The organism is Dyella psychrodurans (assembly GCF_003363265.1).
Lineage (GTDB): Bacteria > Pseudomonadota > Gammaproteobacteria > Xanthomonadales > Rhodanobacteraceae > Dyella_B > Dyella_B psychrodurans.
In genome coordinates, this window is sequence record NZ_QRBF01000007.1 from 29,287 (window position 1) to 47,791 (window position 18,505).

General features: G+C 59.7%; 17 protein-coding genes and 1 pseudogene. 5 read left to right on the top strand and 13 right to left on the bottom strand.

All coding sequences use genetic code 11. The features are described 5' to 3' along the window. Nucleotides 1–1,899 (top strand): phospholipase D-like domain-containing protein, encoded by a 1,899-nt coding sequence (locus DWU99_RS16790; RefSeq protein WP_115479243.1) that lies wholly within the window; start codon nt 1–3, stop codon nt 1,897–1,899. A 4-nt stretch (nt 1,900–1,903) separates the two neighbouring features. On the opposite strand, the gene DWU99_RS16795 is transcribed toward DWU99_RS16790, so the two are convergent. Continuing rightward, the gene (locus DWU99_RS16795; RefSeq protein ID WP_115479244.1) at nt 1,904–3,190 is read right to left on the bottom strand and encodes an acetyl-CoA C-acetyltransferase; all 1,287 of its coding nucleotides are present in this window, start codon (nt 3,188–3,190) and stop codon (nt 1,904–1,906) included. Nucleotides 3,191–3,317: 127 nt separating this feature from the next. Here DWU99_RS16795 and DWU99_RS16800 point away from each other — a divergent pair, with 127 nt between their 5' ends. Then, nucleotides 3,318–4,460, top strand: coding sequence for a hypothetical protein (locus DWU99_RS16800; protein WP_115479245.1), 1,143 nt, complete (start codon nt 3,318–3,320; stop codon nt 4,458–4,460). 100 nt (nt 4,461–4,560) lie between these two features. Then, a complete protein-coding gene (locus tag DWU99_RS16805; RefSeq protein ID WP_233511194.1) occupies nt 4,561–7,047 on the top strand; it encodes a sensor domain-containing protein in 2,487 nt (828 codons plus the stop codon). Between the two features lie 96 nt (nt 7,048–7,143). Here the strand turns inward: DWU99_RS16805 and DWU99_RS16810 are convergent, their stop codons facing one another. From DWU99_RS16810 to DWU99_RS16830, 5 genes are all read right to left on the bottom strand, one after another. Further along, nucleotides 7,144–7,596 (bottom strand): GNAT family N-acetyltransferase, encoded by a 453-nt coding sequence (locus tag DWU99_RS16810; protein WP_233511195.1) that lies wholly within the window; start codon nt 7,594–7,596, stop codon nt 7,144–7,146. A 22-nt stretch (nt 7,597–7,618) separates the two neighbouring features. Next, a complete protein-coding gene (gene ntrC / locus DWU99_RS16815) occupies nt 7,619–9,013 on the bottom strand; it encodes a nitrogen regulation protein NR(I) (protein ID WP_115479246.1) in 1,395 nt (464 codons plus the stop codon). Then, on the bottom strand, nt 9,006–10,049 hold the full coding sequence (locus DWU99_RS16820) for a two-component system sensor histidine kinase NtrB (RefSeq protein ID WP_115479247.1): 1,044 nt from the start codon (nt 10,047–10,049) through the stop codon (nt 9,006–9,008). Before DWU99_RS16820 ends, ntrC begins: the two co-directional genes overlap by 8 nt. Before the next feature lie 167 nt (nt 10,050–10,216). Further along, the gene (locus DWU99_RS16825) at nt 10,217–11,083 is read right to left on the bottom strand and encodes an SDR family oxidoreductase (protein WP_115479248.1); all 867 of its coding nucleotides are present in this window, start codon (nt 11,081–11,083) and stop codon (nt 10,217–10,219) included. 43 nt (nt 11,084–11,126) lie between these two features. Further along, on the bottom strand, nt 11,127–11,501 hold the full coding sequence (locus DWU99_RS16830) for an antibiotic biosynthesis monooxygenase family protein (RefSeq protein WP_115479249.1): 375 nt from the start codon (nt 11,499–11,501) through the stop codon (nt 11,127–11,129). 117 nt (nt 11,502–11,618) lie between these two features. Between DWU99_RS16830 and DWU99_RS16835 the strand changes: the two genes are divergently transcribed. Continuing rightward, entirely contained in the window at nt 11,619–12,539 is a 921-nt protein-coding gene (locus tag DWU99_RS16835; protein WP_115479250.1) for an AraC family transcriptional regulator, read from the top strand. Between the two features lie 13 nt (nt 12,540–12,552). On the opposite strand, the gene DWU99_RS16840 is transcribed toward DWU99_RS16835, so the two are convergent. From DWU99_RS16840 to DWU99_RS16860, 6 genes are all read right to left on the bottom strand, one after another. Continuing rightward, nucleotides 12,553–13,116 (bottom strand): hypothetical protein, encoded by a 564-nt coding sequence (locus DWU99_RS16840; RefSeq protein ID WP_147292955.1) that lies wholly within the window; start codon nt 13,114–13,116, stop codon nt 12,553–12,555. 98 nt (nt 13,117–13,214) lie between these two features. After that, a complete protein-coding gene (locus tag DWU99_RS16845) occupies nt 13,215–13,565 on the bottom strand; it encodes a VOC family protein (RefSeq protein WP_115479252.1) in 351 nt (116 codons plus the stop codon). Nucleotides 13,566–13,621: 56 nt separating this feature from the next. After that, nucleotides 13,622–14,068, bottom strand: coding sequence for an HIT family protein (locus DWU99_RS16850; protein WP_115479253.1), 447 nt, complete (start codon nt 14,066–14,068; stop codon nt 13,622–13,624). A gap of 57 nt (nt 14,069–14,125) precedes the next feature. Next, on the bottom strand, nt 14,126–14,653 hold the full coding sequence (locus tag DWU99_RS20850) for a hypothetical protein (RefSeq protein WP_147292956.1): 528 nt from the start codon (nt 14,651–14,653) through the stop codon (nt 14,126–14,128). Nucleotides 14,654–14,725: 72 nt separating this feature from the next. Continuing rightward, the gene (locus tag DWU99_RS16855; protein ID WP_115479254.1) at nt 14,726–15,286 is read right to left on the bottom strand and encodes a DUF1444 family protein; all 561 of its coding nucleotides are present in this window, start codon (nt 15,284–15,286) and stop codon (nt 14,726–14,728) included. 60 nt (nt 15,287–15,346) lie between these two features. Then, on the bottom strand, nt 15,347–15,619 hold the full coding sequence (locus tag DWU99_RS16860) for a hypothetical protein (RefSeq protein WP_115479255.1): 273 nt from the start codon (nt 15,617–15,619) through the stop codon (nt 15,347–15,349). 253 nt (nt 15,620–15,872) lie between these two features. On the opposite strand from DWU99_RS16860, the pseudogene DWU99_RS16865 reads away from it, so the two are divergent. Next, nucleotides 15,873–16,813, top strand: a pseudogene (locus DWU99_RS16865) (integron integrase). A gap of 334 nt (nt 16,814–17,147) precedes the next feature. Here the strand turns inward: DWU99_RS16865 and DWU99_RS16870 are convergent. Next, nucleotides 17,148–18,449, bottom strand: coding sequence for a hypothetical protein (locus tag DWU99_RS16870; protein WP_115479256.1), 1,302 nt, complete (start codon nt 18,447–18,449; stop codon nt 17,148–17,150). Between the last annotated feature and the right edge of the window lie 56 nt (nt 18,450–18,505).

Below are 18,505 nucleotides of genomic sequence, written 5' to 3' on the forward strand. Positions count from 1 at the left end.
ATGCACCTGCGCGGCGGCTACCTTATCCCTGTTTTACTGGCAGCCCTGCTGCAGGGCTGTGCGACCAGCCGTGCGCATATCCGCCAAGCCGACGCGATCGTGGCTTCGAGCATCGATCACCAGACCACTTGCGAGCGCGCCGACCATTGCGCCACGCCATCGCCGTTGCTCGACGGCGCGGACGATGCACTGGCGCATTCCACCGCCGACCAACCCGAACATGTCGTCACCTTGCTCGACGACAGCGAAGCGGCGCTGGTGGCGCGCATCAATCTGATCCGCGCCGCGCGGCAGTCGATCGAGGTGCAGACCTACATCTGGGATGAAGACGACATCGGCACACTGACCCTCAACGAGCTGATCGGCGCCGCTCGCCGCGGCGTCGATGTGCGCATCCTTGCCGACCAGCTGTTTTCCTTCGAGGATCCCGCCCTGCTCGAGCGACTCGCGCGCGTCAGTCCGAACCTGCAGTTGCGTATCTATAACCCCACCTTCTACAACTCCCGTACGCCACCGCTGGAATTCGCGGCCGGTCTCGTCTGCTGCTTCATGCGTTTCAATCAGCGCATGCACAACAAGTTGCTGCTGGTGGACGACAGCATCGGCATCACGGGCGGGCGCAACTATCAGGACCGCTACTTCAACTGGGACAACGACTTCAATTACGTCGATCGCGACGTGATGGTCGGCGGTCCGGCCGCACGCGAGATGGCGGCGAGCTTCAACCTGTTCTGGAACCTCAAGCGTTCCGTGCCGTTGACGCACCTGCGCGATGTGAATCGTCTTATTCGCAACGATCCCACGCCACCGCCATGGCCCGCACCGCACTACGTCAACCCGGCGCGCGTGGCCGATGCCCAGGACGAGGCGGAAGATCCCGCGTGGCTCGCCGAACATCTGGTCGATACCAGCTTGCGTACCGGCAAGGTCGACTTCTTCAGCGATCATCCGGCCAAGACCGAGCAACCGGACAAGCGCGAGGCACGCCAATTCACGGCGAATGTCATGCGCATGGTGAGCGATGCGCACCATGAGGTGGTGTTGCAGACCCCGTATCTGGTGATGAGTCGTCGTGCGAGAAAGATTTTCAAGCGACTCCACAAGGACAACCCGGCGCCCCAGATCATCGTATCGACCAATTCGCTTGCTTCCACCGACGCCTTCGCGGTCTATGCGGTGTCATACAAACTCCGCAAGAACTATCTCACGCAATACGGTTTCAACATCTACGAGATGAAACCGCATGCGCAACTCGCGATGGACGCGTATACGCAGGCCAATGTCGTCGACGAAGAAGACAATGAAGAAGCACCCACCGCAGAGGTGACGCCGGACGGCAAGGTGCGCAGACGCTTTCCCGGCACCGACCGCCGGCCCGGTCTTTTTGGCAGCAACGGCCGCCGCAACCGGCCAGCGCCGTTGTTGAGCGCGGGACGCCGCTTCGGCCTGCACGCCAAGTCGCTGGTCATCGATGACACCCTGGCGATGGTCGGCACGCACAACTTCGATCCGCGCTCGGACCACTACAACACCGAAGCCGGCGTGATCGTCTATGACGCACGCTTCGCGCATCAACTTCGCGCATCGATCCTCGATGCCACGCAACCGCAGAATGCCTGGGTGATCGCGGAGCGCAAGCCGGTCATTCCCGTGCTGGGCGATATCAGTCGCGCGATCGGCGATATCTCCGCCAAACTTCCGTTGTTCGACGTGTGGCCGTTCCGCTACGCCACCAGCTACGAGATCAAGCCCGGATGCGGGCCCTTGCTGCCTACCGATCCGGATTTCAACCGCTGCTACGCGCCGGTGGGCGATTTTCCCGACGTCGACATTTCGCCCAAGCTGCTCTACACGCGCCTGATCACCGCATTTGGGGCGGGTGTGACGGGTGTCTTGTAAGCGATCAGTCGCGCTCGAGAATCGCGGTGACGCCCATGCCGCCGGCGGTGCAGATGGAAATCAGGCCGCGACCCGAACCTTTCTGCTCCAGCAACTTCGCCAGCGTGGCGACGACACGTGCGCCGGTCGCCGCGAACGGATGGCCGACCGCAAGGCTGGAACCATGCACGTTCAACTTGGCCGGGTCGATCGAACCAAACGGTTGGTCCAGGCCCAGGCGGTTCTTGCAGTAATCGGCCGACTCCCACGCACGCAAGGTGCACAGCACCTGCGCGGCGAACGCCTCGTGAATTTCGTAGAAATCGAAATCCTGCAGCGTGAGGCCGTGACGGGCGAGCATGCGCGGCACCGCGATGGTCGGCGCCATCAGCAGACCTTCGCCATGCACGAAATCCACCGCGGCCACTTCGGCGTCGCGCAGATAGGCCTGGATTTTCAGGCCACGCTTGGCCGCCCACGATTCGTTGGCCAGCAGCACCGCTGCCGCGCCATCTGACAAACCGGTGGAATTGCCCGCGGTGAGCGTGCCAAGTCCGGATGACTTGTCGAACGCGGGCTTGAGCGACGCGAGCTTTTCCATCGTCGTATCGGGGCGCAGGAAACCATCGCGCTTGAGGCCGCGGAACGGCACCACCAGATCCTCGAAGAAGCCGGCTTCGTAGGCGGCCGCCAATTTACGATGACTCTCCATGGCCAGACGATCCTGATCCTCGCGACCGACGTGCCATTCCCGGGCCATCTTCTCGCAGTGATCGCCCATCGACATGCCGGTGCGCGGCTCGGCGACGCCGGGAAACGAGGGTTTCAATTCGCGCAACGAAAAACCGCGCACGGCGGTTTTCAGCTTTTCCATCGGCGTCTTGGCACGATTGACCGCCAGCAGGCGCTTGCGCAGACGCTGGCTGAAGACGATCGGCACATCGCTCGTCGTATCCGAGCCACCAGCAATACCCGCCTCGATCTGACCGGCGGCGATCTTGTTGGCGATGATGATGGCGTTATCCAGCGACGTGCCGCAGGCGCGGGCGGTGGTGATGCCCGGGGTCGTCGGTGCCAGGCCGGAACTCAGCAGGGCTTCGCGGGCCAGATTCCACTCCGAGGAGTGCTTGATCACCGCACCCATCGCCACTTCACCCAGTTCCACGCCATGCAGCCCGAATCGCTCGACCAGGGAACCCAGCACCTTCACCGACATGCCGAAGTTGCCTACGTCCGCATACGCCGTGTTGTTGCGACAGAACGGGATTCGCACTCCGCCGATCACACCGACGCGCTGCTGCGTGTTTTCCATAGCCTGACTGTCCAGATACGCCTGATCCGGCAAGGCTAACCCGCTCTGTGCCCTGACGAAAGCCCGGAATGGCGCCAAATGGGCAAATGTTAGACTTGCTTCCCTTTGTAGTAGATGGAATCACCACGTGGAAGCCGGCCCGCTGCAAGCCTTGCCCGCCGTTCTGGCCTTGGAACTGTCCCCCGGCGAGCATCCGCAACGCCTGAGCCTGAGCCGCGATGAGGCCGCCGAGCTGGCCGCATTGGTCGCCGAGGATCTGCGTGCCCTCGTTCCGCAGATCACACAAGCACGGCTGGCGCTGACCGGTGCGCTGTTCGACGCGGTCGAATTGCTGCGCCCGGGCTTCCCCGTCTGGGCCACGCTGGACGAACTCGCGCGCCGCGTGCCGCGCGGCCAGTTGGAGAATGTCGTGGCCTTCGGCAACCACGACGGCCACATGCCCGCCCAGTCGCTGGAGCCGGACCCGGCTTACGCCGATGGCCCGATGCGCTTTTTGCCACTGAGTCTGCTCGTGCCTGAAGCATTGGCCGAAGAGCTGTCCGAACGCCTGGAAGTGGAACTCGTCGGCCGCGGCGAAGCCGGCACACGCACCGCGGACTGGTTGATGCGCTGTTTCGGCGCACGCCTGGAACACGCGCGTTACCTCAGCCGCAACGACCTGATCGCACTCACCTGCGTGCAGTACGAACACGTCAACCTGGCTCCGCTCTGGCAACTGCTGGAAGCGGCCATGCTGACGCCGTATCGCGCCGAAACCACGCTCAGCGCACGCGGATTGGCCTGGCACTACGCCGACGGCAAGGTCTCCGCGCAATCGCCCGCGCAGTGGCTTGCCACCCAAGGCGGCGATAACACTGAGCGCAGCCATGCTTTCGCGGGCATCGTGTTCGAATTGCGCCAATACGCCGCGCTGCTGCACGCGCATGGCCTGTCCATGCAACTCGATGCCGCGCAAGGTGGCGATGTCGAACATGGCGAGGGCTGGCTGGCGGAAATCCTGGCGTCGACCGACAGCGCGTACGATGCTCCCGCCTTGTTCGCTCACGAAGCCACGGGCCTGGGCGTGGTGGCCATTACCGTCGCGCAACGCGGACCGGCAGGCCGCGCACGCGTGCTCGCGCAGGGATACCCGCTGCATGCGGCGGCGCTGGGACCGATGGTCACCACGCTGGCCGATCGCTTCGGCATCGCCAGCGATCTGCACGCGCTGGGCCGCATTCAGCTGGATGAAAACGGCCACCTCGGCGCACCCGCGACCGCCTTGCACTGAGGCTCGACGGCTTTCGTCGCGTGCATAGGATGCAAACCGCACCCCGTCCGGCGCATGATGTGCGGGCCAATGCCATGACCGGTTGAGCCGGGGGATCGACGTGCCAAAGGTGACGCAGCCTATCGAAGGCCATTCGCCCCCCCTGCAACCGGGGTCGGAGCTGCTTGCGCACGTGGTGCAGAGCGTTCCCGCGCTCATTACCTATATCGGCCTGGACGAACGTTTCGTATTCGCCAACGAGGCTCACCGCCACTGGTTCGAGATCGACCCCCATCGGATCATGGGGCGCCTGGTCAGCGAAGTGCTCGATCCGGAAAGCTACCTGCGCGTGCGCGGCGCCCTGCTGCAAGCACTGGATGGCCACCCCTCCAGCTACGAGGGCGAGCTTTTCAATCGGCCGGAGCATCGCTACGTGCATGGCACGTTCACGCCCGACCTGGACCAGCACGGCAAGCTGTGCGGCGTACTCACTGTCTTTACCGACATCACCGAGCGGCACGCGCTGGAAGAGCAATTGCGCGACAGCGAACAGCGCTTCTCGCAAGCGTTCCAGCATGCGGCGGTGGGCATGGCGCTGATCCTGCCTGGCGGCCGCTATCAACGCGTCAATGCCGCGCTGTGCGAAATGCTCGGCTACAACGAAACGGAAATGCGCGCCATGACCTGGCGCGACGTGACGCACCCGGACGACCTGATCGCAAGCGACGCCCTCGCCTCGCAAATCGCCAACGGCAAGCGCGAAGCTTTCCAGACCGAGAAACGCTACATCCATCGCGACGGACATGTCGTGCACGTGCTGCTCAGCGTGTCGCTGGTGCGCAGCGAATCCGGGCAATTGAATTACTTCGTCAGCCAGGTGCAGGACATCACCAAGCGCAAGCAATACGAAGAAGCGCTGTTCCGCGAGCGCCAGCTCGCGGAAGTCACCCTGAACTCCATCGGCGATGCCGTCTTCACGACGGACGTCGCCCTCAACATCACCTCGCTCAATCCGATTGCCGAGGCGATGACCGGCTGGTCCAGCGGCGACGCCAAAGGCAGCCCGCTCGACGACATCTTCCGCGTGCGCGACATCAACAATCGCCAGCCGCTGGAAAACCCCTTGCGCCTGGCCATGCGACGCAACGCGCTGGTCGATTTCTGCGGCAGGGCGATCCTGCTTCACCGCAACGGCTTCGAGACGCCGATCGAAACATCCGCCGCACTGATCCACGACCATGCCGGCAACGTGACGGGCGGCGTGCTGGTCTGCCACGACATCAGCGAGAACCGCACGCTGGCGCTGAAGATGATTCAGCTTGCACAGCACGACACGCTGACCGGCCTTCCCAACCGCAGCCTGCTGTACGCGCGCATCGAGCAGGCGACCTCGATGGCCACGCAACGCCATCGTCAATGCGCCTTGCTCTACCTCGACCTCGATCACTTCCGCCGCATCAACGATACGCTTGGCCACGGCGTGGGCGATCAGGTCTTGCAGGCGGTGGCGCAGCAGATCCGCGGCGCGCTGCGCGACAGCGAAGACCTCGCTTTCCGCTATTCCGGCGACGAATTCGTCGTATTGCTTCCGCGTGTGGACGGCGCCGAAGAGGCCGCCAATTTCGCACAGAAGTTGCTCGACGCATGCACGCACACGCGCGTACCGCACCTGCCGCCGCTCGATATCCGCTGCAGCATCGGCATCAGCCTGTTCCCGAACGATGCCACCGAACCGGACGCATTGGTGCGCACCGCCGACGCCGCCATGTACGAAGTGAAGATGCAGGGCCGTCACGGCTACTGCTTCTACGCGCCGGAAATGAGCCAGCGTTCCGCCGCCAGCCAGCGCATCGAAAACGTGTTGCGCCACGCGCTGGCCCACGGCGAACTCTCGCTGCAATATCAGCCTAAAGTCGATGCCATACACGGTCACATCGTGGGTGCCGAAGCCTTGCTTCGCCTGCAGGTGGACGGAGTGGACCTGTTTGTGCCCGACCAGTTCATTCCCGTCGCGGAAGACACGGGCCTGATCGTTTCGATCGGCACCTGGGCGCTGCGCGAAGCCTGTCTGCAGGCACGCGCCTGGCAGCGCGAGGGTTGGGCGATCCCCGTTTCAGTCAACGTGTCGCCGCTGCAATTCCAGTATGCGGGCTTCTACGAGCGTCTCGACGCGATTCTCAACGAAACCGGTCTCGATCCGCACCTGCTCGAACTCGAGCTGACCGAGCGAACGATGATGAGCGGCGGCGACGGCACCATCCGTCTGCTGCGCCGCATCCGCCAGCGCGGCGTGCGCCTGTCGCTGGACGACTTCGGCATGGGCTACAGCAGCCTTTCCTACCTCAAGCACTTTCCCGTCGATGCCTTGAAGATCGATCGCGTGTTCGTGCGCGACATCACGCTGGATGCCGAAACTGCGGCGATCACCAGCGCGATCATCGACATGGCGCGCAGCCTCAACAAGGATGTGATCGCCGAAGGCGTGGAAACGGAAGTGCAAAGCACCTTCCTGCGCGAAGCCGGTTGCTCGCAGATGCAGGGTTTCCTGTTCGGCGCTCCCATGCCGGCAGCGAAATTCCAGGAACGCCTGGCCGAACAGCCCGCCTGAAGCAACCCTCCTTACACGACAACCCCCTCTCCCCTCCGGGACACACGGGGAGAGGGAACAAGTCGCGCATGCCAGTTTAAGGACGCATCGCGCCCTTCAAATCATCTGCTCATACATCAGGTAATGACATTCGGACATGCCCAACTCCTGATAAGTACGCTGAGCCCGGCGATTCTCGGTTTCCACATAGAGCCGCAAGCCCACCGCCCCCGACGCCGACGCGCGTTGCGCTACATCGGCATACAGGGCACGAAACACACCGCCGCGACGCGCTTCGGGTGCCACGTACACGCTCTGGATCCACCAGAAATCGCCGTTGCGCCAATCGCTCCACTCGTAGGTCACGAGCAGACAGCCCACCGCCTGGCCATCCCGCTCGGCCACCATGTAGAACCCGCGACGCGGCTCGTCGAACACAGCGGTCACGCCAGGCATCAGCACCTTCATATCCAGGCGCTTCTCCTCGGTTTCCCACGCCATGGCCGCATTCCATGCTGCGATGTCCGCAATATCGCCGCGTTCTGCGCGGCGGATCGTCAATGTCGACACGGTTTGAACTCCCGTTGAATCGTTACGGTTTGCGCCGCGTACGCGACGCACCCAGTTTGCGCGTCAGCGTATTGCGGCCGACGCCCAGTGCCGTCGCGGCGTGCTGGCGGTGTCCTTCGTTGGCGGCAAGCGCGGCTTCCAGCAGCACGCGGTCGAGCGACTCGCGCGCACGCGTGTGGATGTCGGCCTCGCCATCTGACAGCGCGCGATCGGCCCAGTCGCGCAACGCATCGGTCCAGTCGCCGCGCTGCGTCTCGGATGAAGTGCCAAGATCGGCCGGCAGGATTTCGTTGCCGGATGCAATCACCGCCAGACGCCTGCACAGATTTTCTAGCTCTCGCACATTGCCCGGAAAATCGCGTTGACTGATGGCCTTGAGCGCCGCCTTGGAGAAGCGCTTGGGTGGCAGCTTCAATTCTTGCGCGACGCTGACCAGAAAGTGCTGCGCAAGCAAGGGAATGTCGCTGCGACGTTCACGCAGCGGCGGCAGTTCGATACGCACGACATCCAGGCGATGCTTGAGATCGGCGCGGAATTGTCCCGCGGCGACGCGCGCATCCAGATCCTGATGCGTCGCAGCGATGATGCGCACATTGCATCGAATCAGTTCGCGCCCGCCGACACGATAGAACTCGCCCTCGGCCAGGACGCGCAACAGTCGCGTCTGCAGGATCAGCGGCATGTCGCCGATCTCGTCGAGGAAAAGCGTGCCGCCTTCGGCTTGTTCGAAACGTCCCGCGACGCGACGCGTTGCGCCGGTAAACGCACCGGCTTCGTGCCCGAACAACTCGCTCTCCAGCAATTCGCTGGGGATCGCCGCCGTGTTCAACGCCACGAACGCCTTGCCGCGGCGCGCGCTTTCTTCGTGCAGCGCACGCGCCACCAATTCCTTGCCTGTTCCGGTTTCGCCCGTGACCAGCACATTGAGATCGCTGGCCGCCACGCGGCCGATCAACCGGAACACCTGGCGCATCGGCGCGCTTTCGCCGAGCAAGGCATGCGAAGGTTCACTGGCGATCTGCGGCGTCGCATCCGCATGCGGAACGTCCGCCAGGGCACGTTGCACAGCGGCGAGTGCCTGATCAAGGTCGAAAGGCTTGGCGAGATAATCCACAGCGCCGGCCCGATATGCGGCGGCAGTCGTCGCGACATCGGTGTAGGCGCTCATCACGATCACCGGCCCGATCTGGCGTGCGCGCAGTTCTTCCAGCAAAGCCAGGCCGCCCTCGCCCGGCATGCGTACATCGGTAACCAGCAAAGCCGGCGTGGCATCGCGCAAGGCGTCGCGCACGCTTGCCGCATCGCCGAATTCGCGCACGGCCAGTCCCGCGTCGCGCAAAGCCTCGGCGAGAACGAAACGCACGCCGCGATCGTCGTCGACGATCCAGATGCCGGGAGTATCGGAGTGTTTAGCCATCGGAGCGCCCCGCAACGTCGGCCAACGCAGGTGAGCGCGGCGGCAATGGTAGATAGAGCGAGAAGATCGTTTCACCAGGGCGGCTGACGTAACGCAATTCGCCGCCATGTTCGTACGCGATCTCACGCGAGAGCGCGAGGCCAAGCCCCGTACCGTCCGCACGTCCGGAGACCAGTGGCTCGAACAGCGTGTCGCGCAGCGCGGCGGGCACGCCAGGGCCGTCGTCGATCACATCCAGCCGCAAGGCGCTGCGGAACATGTGGTCGCCAAGCCGTACTCCATGCTCCACGCGGCTGCGCAAGGTCAGCGTCTTTGCGCCGGCTTCGATGGCATTGCGCGCAAGGTTCAACATCACCTGTTGCAGGCGATCGGCATCGCCGTGCACGTCGGGCAGGCTCGGATCGTAGTCATGACGCAGGCGGGGCGGCGATGGTTCGGCCTGGATCAGCTCGCTCAAGCGTTCAAGCAACTGATGCAGATTCACGTCGCCCAGACGCGGCGCGCCATCGTGATGCAACAGCCGATTCGCCAACGTCGCCAGCCGATCCGCTTCCGCGATGACCAGGCCTGCAAGCGCGCGCATATCCGCATCGTCCAGACGACGCTGAAGCAATTGCGCAGCGCCGCGCAAACCGGCGAGCGGGTTCTTCACCTCGTGCGCAAAGCCGCGCAAGGTCGCCGACAACGGCGACACCGCAGAAGCGGGCTCCGCGAGCGCATGCACTTCCACCAACAAGCTGTCGGCATCGAGCGGCTGCAACGACACATCCACCCGCAACCCGCCGCTCTGAATTCCCGTCAGCGCCACGCCACGACACTGCACGGAACGCTGCTCGGCAAGACTGCGCACTGCCTGCTCAGCTACGCCGGCTTCGGGCAGCAGCCCGGCCAACGATTGGCCCTGCGCATGCCGAAGCCCCAGCCCCAGCAACTCCGCCAGCGCAGCATTGATCCACTGCACCCGCAGGTGCCCGTCGACCACCGCCAATCCGGTCGCCATCTGCTCCGCCCAGCTCTGGAACGACTGCTCGCTCATTGCACCATCATGGACAATGCGCTGGTTTGGTGCAAATGGGGCGTGATGAGACTCGCGTGTCAAATCACTTGGGTGGACAGAACTCCAAAGTCTGTATGTGCCTGCACATACTTTGATACGCCCCCGATTCCGTAGACACCTGATAGTGTCTCAACCTCGTTGCGGATCTAAGGGTTAAATATGCTGCGGTAATCGCCCACGAATTGCGCCAACGAGCTTGGCTTCCTGCGCAATATCCGCTCGACCATGGCGCTTGACTGATCCCCAGGAATTTCGGAATCTGCCGCGGAGACTGCGAAGGCCTCGACCAGCCAATCTGGCATTCCGAACTTTTTTAGGCTCTCTATGAAGTCCGTTGCCGACACATCCAGGTATTTGATCGGCCGACCAAGCACGCTGGAAAACACCGCCGCTTGGGCATGACCGTCCAGTAATTCCGGACCATTGAGATCATAGGTCTGTCCGCTGTGCCCCGGTTCGGTGAGAGCGGCGATCGCAACGGCCGCGACGTCGCGGGCATCGAGCCAGGCGATTTTCTTGGCGGCCGGTCCCATGGTAAAAGCACCTTGCTTGATCTGGGCCGCACTACCAAAAAGGTTCTGCATGAAGAAATTTCCGCGCAGAATCGTATAGGGGATGCCGCTCTCTTTGATCTGTCGCTCAGCCTCACGATTCCAAACAGAGAAGCCGACATTGTGATGCTCGGCTATCTTGCCCGACAGCTTCACGACGCGGTTGACGCCGACCCTTTTCGCTTCGGCCAGAAGCCGCTCTTCCTGCCGACTCGCATAAGGCGAGCCAGGCGTTACCAGGAACAGAGTATCGATACCTTCGAACGCGGCAGCTATGGTCTCGAGATTCTCGAAATCAAGAACGACGCCCTCGATGCCTGTCTGCTGAAGTGCCGACGCTTTCTCTTGCGTGTGAAAGCCTGCGCGCGCAGTGACCCCATGTTTGGATAGCTGCGTAACCACATGCTGCCCGACCTTACCGCCGGCTGCCGTAATCAAGATTTTGGGGGGCTGGTTTGTCATGATCGTATCCTTGTGTCGTGGGTAGTGCCGCTTCGCGCGCGTGTTACTTGCCGGCGGCCGGCACAGACTTGCGCAACACGTAAGGCATCGAGTTGGAGCTGCCCGCGATCTGAGCGGTCTCTTTCATGAGAGCAACGATCTTGGGGTTTTCGCGCGCTGCAGTGACGGCCTCGCGACTTTCCCACTGGCCGTAATTAACGATCTGTGTGCGATCAAGGCTCAGGTGGAAGTTGAAGGAGAGAAAGCCAGGCACATGCCGAACGATCTCCTCTGCGGAATACACCAAGTAGTTCAACACTGCTTCGGCGCGCTCGGGCGCAACCGTATAGGTGTTGATCGTCGTGATTTGGCGAGAATTCGGATCGAGCGTTGTAAGGCGGTCGCTCGCGTCTGGGGCGGATCGAGAAAGGCTAGACATCGGTAACTCCGTTCATTTGCCGCAGGGCTCGCTAGAGCCAATGCCGAAATGTTAGGGGCCGACTTTGATACGGTATATAATTAAAACGCCAAAAGACGTTATCAGTAGTCCAAATATATGGACCCCTTTCTAGATCTCATCCAACTACTGAGGCCGCGCGCGACGCTATGGGGCGGCACTGATGGCGCCGGCCGATGGGGTTTGGCGTTTCACAAAAGGGATGATCTTCTGTTCTGCTGGGTAGAACGCGGGGAATGCCAACTCGTTCGCCCGCAGAAGACGCCTGTTCGCCTGCAGACTGACGACTTCGTCCTGATCCGTACTTCAACGCCGTTTACGCTCACCTCGGACCCAACTGTTGAGCCCCAAGACAGCGAGACGATGACTGGCGTGACAAAGGGCGCGCGACGCAAGCTCGGCGAGGGCGCAGAGCTTCCGGTTACGCTGCACGCGGGCAAGTTTGTGTTCGATACGGCTAACGAAGACCTTTTGACGGACCTGCTTCCGTCACTGGTTCATATCGCTGCAGGCGATGCGTCCTCATGGCGCGTGCGCACGTTGCTAGAGATGAATGAGAGGGAGTCCTTGCAACCCGGACCAGGCAATGAGTTCATCATCGCCCGGTTAATGGAGCTGATTCTCGTAGAAATACTTAGAAACCATGGACTGACAGCGGGCCAGGAAGCAGCAGGAATGCTTGCCGGCCTAGCCAACCCAATCACCGCGCAAGCGCTCTCGGCGATGCACCGCGAGGTCGCACATGACTGGACTGTTTCTAGTCTGGCGAAGCACTGCGGCGTGTCGCGTTCTAAGTTTGCAACTCTCTTTCCCAAGGTTGTCGGCAAGGGGCCAATCGAATATCTGATACGTTGGAGGATGGCTCTTGCAAAGGATGAATTGCGGCGGGGAACGCAGAGCATCAGCGAGATCGCCTTTAATGTTGGCTTTCAATCCGCGAGCGCATTCAGCACGGCCTTTTCCCGAGTCGTAGGGTGCTCGCCAAAGCGCTACGCCCTTTCTGTCCGTAGCGGCCAATAAGTAATTTAGTGCTCTAAATTGCTTTGCTAGCTTTCTCGGCAGCAATCGAGATGAGTGCAACAAGCTTCTTGTCGAGGCTCAGCCCTACGTTCGTCACTTCTGATCTGCCAAATTTCCCAAATAGGGAAGATGGAAGATCGAACTCAACTCGAGTTGTGCGTGCATCAACGTGATCAGTTTCACAGTAGGTCATGCCAGTTGTCAGAAAAGTATCGGGCTTGAAAAGGACTGGATCGGGGTGCATTGCCACATAAGCGGCTGCGGCTGTGAGCGCGCGCTTGTCCTTGTCCGTGCATTGGATGAAGGTCTTAGATGTCGACAACGCCCCGAGTTGAAAGAGAGCAGCTCTCATGTGAACAGCCAATTGATGCTGCGATAAGTTCAGATCACTTGAACCCAGCGCGACCATCGAATATCGGACTTCGGACAAGGCGTCATGGGCCGCGTTTGTCTCCGCAATCCCTCCCATGGTCCTCGCTCCAACACCAAGGCCCTCGTAAAAGCCAACAGCGGCACTCCCAAGTGCAAGCGCGATCGCGGCCAAGGACCACAGTGCAACTTTCGTCCCCTTCTTCATGACGTCCCCCTTTGAAGTCATTGCCACTGAAATAGCGCACCCTAGGCGGTCGTGGATATGTCCGCCATGGGTCGAAAGCGGACCGTAGCTTACGCGCTCTATTTCAAGCCCAAAGCGGTAGGGTGCTTCGGCTGATAGAGCCCTATATCGCCTCCACCTGGAAGCCGAATCTTTACGATGGAGCCCCATCGGGCCTCCTGTATCTCCGTGCATTCAACGTGCTTCTTTGCAAGCGACGCCATCTCGGCTTTCAGATCGTCGCACATGAGATAAAGCTCGTGAACGCCATTCTCATCGGATGGATGCAATGCGGCTTCTGAGGGTGGCAGGGCAAAAATAAGCCAGCCATGACCTGCGTCTACCGAACGCAGCCCGAGGACATCGCGGAAAAATGCGCGGTCCGCATCGGCGTCCTTGCTATAGACAACCATGTGAGCACCGATAATCATTTTTGGTCCTCCTCAGTAGCATCTTTGGAATATCCGCTTCGGGTCGAAGGCGGACGCTACCGCAAAGCAGTCCGAAGACTGGCCGCCAACTCAATTCGCTCCTCTGTGGTGTAGGGCACTTTCTGCCCCGCATGCAATCCATCGTTTGAGTAGCGAGGAAATACATGAAGATGGTAATGCCATACATCTTGATTGCCGGCCGGACCGTTGTGTTGGCGAGTGGATATTCCTTCACACCCGAACGCATTTTGCATGGCGTGTGCTAGGCGACGCGTGACACGAAAGAAGTCGCTGCCAAGGTCATCCGGAATGTCCAACACGTTTTCATAGTGGCCCCGAGGTACTACCAAGCAGTTGCCTTTTATTCCAGCGTAGTGGTGAGTCGGAACCAAAGCGAACACGTTGGCATCCACCAAGACAACGGCTGATTCTGGCGCAGGCGACGGAAGCGCCTCAGCAATACCGCAGAACGGACACTCGTATCCGGGTGGAGCATTCTTCATAAGGCCTAACGCTTGAGTTAAGCGGCGCGCGGATAGCGCGTCCGCTTGGACGATGAGTTAGAGCCCAAGCGCAGATTTGAGCTCGCGCTCCGGCTTATAAGGGCGGCGCTGAGGGGAATTGACTACGCCTGGCACACAGATATTCCTTAGAAATTTCAGGTTCCTCGCGTTGCGCAGCGCCGGGTTGCGATTCAGGGCGATACCAAATAGAAAAGTCTCCAAGAACTCGATGTCCCGGTGCGGATTTTTTGAAGGCTTTGCATATTTGCCGGACGAAGTTTCTTTGGCAAGAAAGAATAATTGGGCTTTTACGCCAACTTTATTGACGATGGCAGGATTGTAGTGATTGATCTGATGAGCGCCCAAAGACTCATCTTTGAAGGTCCTCTTCGTAGTGAGGCCCACATACCAAGGAAGCGCCCCCCGCCTGGCTTTAACTGAAAAAACGTAGCAACCACATGCGGACGAAAGCCCCGGTGAAGTTGAATCAACGGATTGCCAGAACGCTTTTTTTGCTGCAATAGATGTATCAATTAGCCCTTTGATACGAGGAATTTCGAATGGACCATGTACAGAAAAGTTCATGAGATTTCCCCTGATAGGCTCTAACGCCTGAGTTAAGCGGCGCGCGGTACGCGCGTCCGCTTGGATGAATTGTTAGCCATATGGCTGCCAGACACCACTAACATAAGAATAAAGTTGCGTCGTAAGGGGATGGTCGTTAGTGCTACCCACCCTTGCACATAGTTGATGTAGTTCTTCAATGCCTTGAGCGTTTGCGGCATCTGTGAAGGCAAGGATGTCTCTGGCTGGAAGCGCTGCAATAAAACCATTGGGCGCCAGATGGGCACACGACTGCACCCAAAAGCCGTCAAATAGAACGAGACTTGCTTCGAAGTTGCCGCCCATTAGAACTGCATAGATATTGCCATATGGTTGAACCTTGACCTTTGTCTGAGCCATGGCTGCAAGGTTGTAGATGGCTTTTGAATGAAGTTCTTCCGAAGTAATGCCGGCCGCTGATAGATGGCGGTGTTGGATGTAAGTAAAACTATTGCCGGTGTCTACGATATAGGCGGCCGCCAGCGAGGGCGCAACCTTTTTCATGACGGGACTATTGGCAAGATCCAAGGTCATGGCTGGCGCGTCATCAATTGGGAGCGTGGCCTTAACGTAGGCAATTGCTCTGAAGCAGAAGTCACGATCGGGAGTGTTCATGCTTTTAATGGCTAACGCCTGAGTTAAGCGGCGCCGGAGGCGTCCGCCTTGAACGAGTTGTTAGACGTCAGTAGCGTCTGGATTTTGCTCTGACGTTGACGGTGTGGGCTTTGGATATGCAAACACAGCCAGGAACGGAGCGAAGCGCATTAGAACCAACGCCACGGTGATGTGTAGACAGCCTTGTAGGAAAAAGCCAAACGGTTGAGTTGATGCGGGCGTGTAATAGCCGCGCATTCCGTTGAAGGCCGCGAGAAAGTGCTCAAGACCCATGACAAAATTCCAGGCGCCGATGACCCTTAATGCGAAGCAAAACCATTGGAACGATGTCATAGACCTCTCCCTGCTGATGACTAACTACCTAATAGACGGACGACGACGTCCGGTTATACATCCTTGCCGCCTTTCTGAACGCGGCCGATAAACGACTGATTCCGCACAACTCTATCGACTCGACGTCCGGCTAACAATCTGCCGCAAAGACGGCGTGGCCACGACTGCTTTCCAGCTAGTGTCTAGGTCTTTGACCCCACTGGAGCGACCGTCATGGGGACTAGTGTCCGAATCCGCCAACGCCCCTCGCCTGATGGACCAGGTATCCATTGTCTGTCGGCGGCGACACCTAAGTCGCCGTACTGAAGAGGCTTACCGGTTCTGGATACGCCGATACATTTATTTTCACGCGAAGAGACATCCTTCTGACGTTGGTCCGACGGGCATCGTCGCTTTCGTCAATGATCTCGCGGCTCGGCAACAAGTAGCTGCGTCCACTCAATCCCAAGCGTTCAATGCTTTGCTTTTTCTGTATCGGGACGTACTCGACATACCGATTGGGTCATTAGTCGGCTTGCGCCGCATCCAACGGATGCAGCGGTTACCGGTCGTCTTGAGCATGGAGGAGGTGCGCTCCATCCTTCTGCACATGGTTGGAACCCCGCGTCTTATTGCAGAGCTACTTTACGGCACAGGCTTGCGGGTTACGGAGGCCATGACACTGCGTATTAAGGACATAGATTTTGGAGCACGCACGATCACCGTTCGCGCGGGCAAAGGCGGCAAGGATCGCACAACGTTACTGCCCTCCAAGCTTCGGGAGCCCCTGCAGAGGCACGTGATCCGAGTCTTGGCGCTGCACAAGCAAGACTGCTTGCAGGGGTGCGGCTACACGCCCTTGCCGGGAGCACTCCATCGCAAGTACCCACGGGCCTCTCGTAGCCCTGCATGGCAGTTCGTCTTTCCCTCGAAAGCGGTCCGCGCCTGCCCTGAAACGGCGAGGCAACTTCGCTGGCATGCGTCCGAGACTATGGTTCAACGTGCCTTCCGAACCGCACTGGGCCTTGCTGAGGTCCGCAAGCACGCGAGCGTACACACCCTTCGGCATTCGTTTGGACCCACCTGTTGGCCGATGGAACGGATATACGGACCATCCAGCTGCTACTAGGTCATCGGAGCCTGAAGACCACGATGATCTATACCCATGTTGAGCAGTCCGTCCGTGATACGACCAGCCCACTAGACCGGCTTTAGTGTCGTTCCATTGAACATACTATGGGGTTATATCGAGTCACTTTTGCAAATTTGCACAATGCGTAACTCATTGAGCCAAAAGAACACGTACAGACTATGCGTCTTAATAGACGCCATAGTCTGTATCGGCAGGGGGTTATATGCACAAACTATGGGGTGCTAAAACGTACAGACTTTGGAGAAGCGTCTCTTCGATCGCATGATTGACGACTTCATACAAAGCTTGCCGAAACAACGAGCTCCAACTCACGCATGCAGTCAGCGCCACCTCTCTCGCTGACTGCATGCGTCCACGTTGTTTGAGTGCGGTTCAATGACGCTTCGAAAACGCTCGTTAACGCACGAATTGGCGGCCGGATCCGGATTTCTTCAAAAGTCGATTGACAGCGTCCGCTCCGGGGAAATTGGATTGCAGGCAATTAGGCGCGGCCTGTGCAATCGATTCACCCGCGCTTTGCTTCACAGGGGTTGCTAGAAAGGCGTGCATCTCGCCCTGGTGCGGCCCGCTGCATACGATGGCCATGCCTCCGATTTGTCCGCGGTTGTTGATCTTGGCGGCGAAGGTCGCGAACAGGTTGGAACTGGCAGGGAACAGCGTGTTGAGGTCGGTCATCACGCCGTTCTGCCAGATGAAGGCATGAGACCAGAAGAAGTTGGCGTTCCACTCACCCCCCACTACCTGGCCCTGGTTGTTGTTGCCGAAAGCTAGGCCCGCGGCATCTCCGGGCAGCAGTCCGAGCACTGTGGTGAGTTTGGTGGTGCCTGTGCCTTTGACAATCTGCCAAATCGCGCCAGTTTGGGTAGTTCCGTCAGCACTACCGACGGTTCCAACAATTTGGCCTTCGTCGTTGATGTTCTCAGCGAAGCCGCCGGTTCCGAGGTCCGCAAGCGCAGACGCAGTGCGGTTTTCCCACAATATCCCGTGAATGGGCCCGCTGCAGTTTCCCGAGTAGCCGACGGCCTGACCGCGATTGTTGATCCAAAATGCGAACCCGTCTGGATCATGATCTACCGTAGGCAGAGCGTGGGCGTTGCCGTTTTCCCACAACACCGGCAATTGAACCCGATTATTGACGGTCCCCGCCTGACATGAGGGGTCCACGGCACCGTTTTCTGCCATGCCAACGATTTGTCCAAGGTTATTAATCGCGCTCGCCTCCCCGTTATTTCCGCCTAGTGTTGGGAGGGCGCTCATATGGAAGGGCTGCCAAAGAAACGGAAGACACGTAAGGTGAGTGCCGAATCCGCAAATGTCTTCGCCGTTCGGGTCTGGGACAGCCGTTTCGGAATCACCCACTACCTGTGCGAAGTCGTTGATCTCGCCAAAGTTCATCCAGCTGTTCGGTCCGCCAAGCGTGCCGAGATCGACGTAGTATCCGTCGACGTTTATCAGTGCGCGTCCGTTTAGAGGTACCCCGGATAACGAATCCCCCTGCCCCGGCAGAAAGTTCCCAGCCATGATCTCCGACCAGCCCTCATCGTTGACGGACATGATCATCGAATAATTGTCATTCTTCGGAACGCCCAGATCGGTCACTTGGTAGCTCACCTGAGCGAAGGCATTGCCAAAGCAAGTCAGAGCAAAAATCGTAGCGCACGGCATCCAGAGATTGCGTAGCTGCTTGAACATGTTCATATTTTTGCCTCCCACGAAGTTTCAGTCCCAGCCCCCAGGTTCCTGACAACGCAGCG

What these genes read in the sequence shown, in the direction of transcription:
- DWU99_RS16860 (WP_115479255.1), bottom strand. Translation starts at nt 15,619, where the DNA reads ATGACATCGTTCCAATGGTTTTGCTTCGCATTAAGGGTCATCGGCGCC.
- DWU99_RS16820 (WP_115479247.1), bottom strand. Translation starts at nt 10,049, where the DNA reads ATGAGCGAGCAGTCGTTCCAGAGCTGGGCGGAGCAGATGGCGACCGGA.
- DWU99_RS16795 (WP_115479244.1), bottom strand. Translation starts at nt 3,190, where the DNA reads ATGGAAAACACGCAGCAGCGCGTCGGTGTGATCGGCGGAGTGCGAATC.
- DWU99_RS16840 (WP_147292955.1), bottom strand. Translation starts at nt 13,116, where the DNA reads ATGAAGAAGGGGACGAAAGTTGCACTGTGGTCCTTGGCCGCGATCGCG.
- DWU99_RS20850 (WP_147292956.1), bottom strand. Translation starts at nt 14,653, where the DNA reads ATGAACTTTTCTGTACATGGTCCATTCGAAATTCCTCGTATCAAAGGG.
- DWU99_RS16845 (WP_115479252.1), bottom strand. Translation starts at nt 13,565, where the DNA reads ATGATTATCGGTGCTCACATGGTTGTCTATAGCAAGGACGCCGATGCG.
- ntrC (WP_115479246.1), bottom strand. Translation starts at nt 9,013, where the DNA reads ATGGCTAAACACTCCGATACTCCCGGCATCTGGATCGTCGACGACGAT.
- DWU99_RS16830 (WP_115479249.1), bottom strand. Translation starts at nt 11,501, where the DNA reads ATGTCTAGCCTTTCTCGATCCGCCCCAGACGCGAGCGACCGCCTTACA.
- DWU99_RS16825 (WP_115479248.1), bottom strand. Translation starts at nt 11,083, where the DNA reads ATGACAAACCAGCCCCCCAAAATCTTGATTACGGCAGCCGGCGGTAAG.
- DWU99_RS16835 (WP_115479250.1), top strand. Translation starts at nt 11,619, where the DNA reads ATGGACCCCTTTCTAGATCTCATCCAACTACTGAGGCCGCGCGCGACG.
- DWU99_RS16870 (WP_115479256.1), bottom strand. Translation starts at nt 18,449, where the DNA reads ATGAACATGTTCAAGCAGCTACGCAATCTCTGGATGCCGTGCGCTACG.
- DWU99_RS16855 (WP_115479254.1), bottom strand. Translation starts at nt 15,286, where the DNA reads ATGAACACTCCCGATCGTGACTTCTGCTTCAGAGCAATTGCCTACGTT.
- DWU99_RS16790 (WP_115479243.1), top strand. Translation starts at nt 1, where the DNA reads ATGCACCTGCGCGGCGGCTACCTTATCCCTGTTTTACTGGCAGCCCTG.
- DWU99_RS16850 (WP_115479253.1), bottom strand. Translation starts at nt 14,068, where the DNA reads ATGAAGAATGCTCCACCCGGATACGAGTGTCCGTTCTGCGGTATTGCT.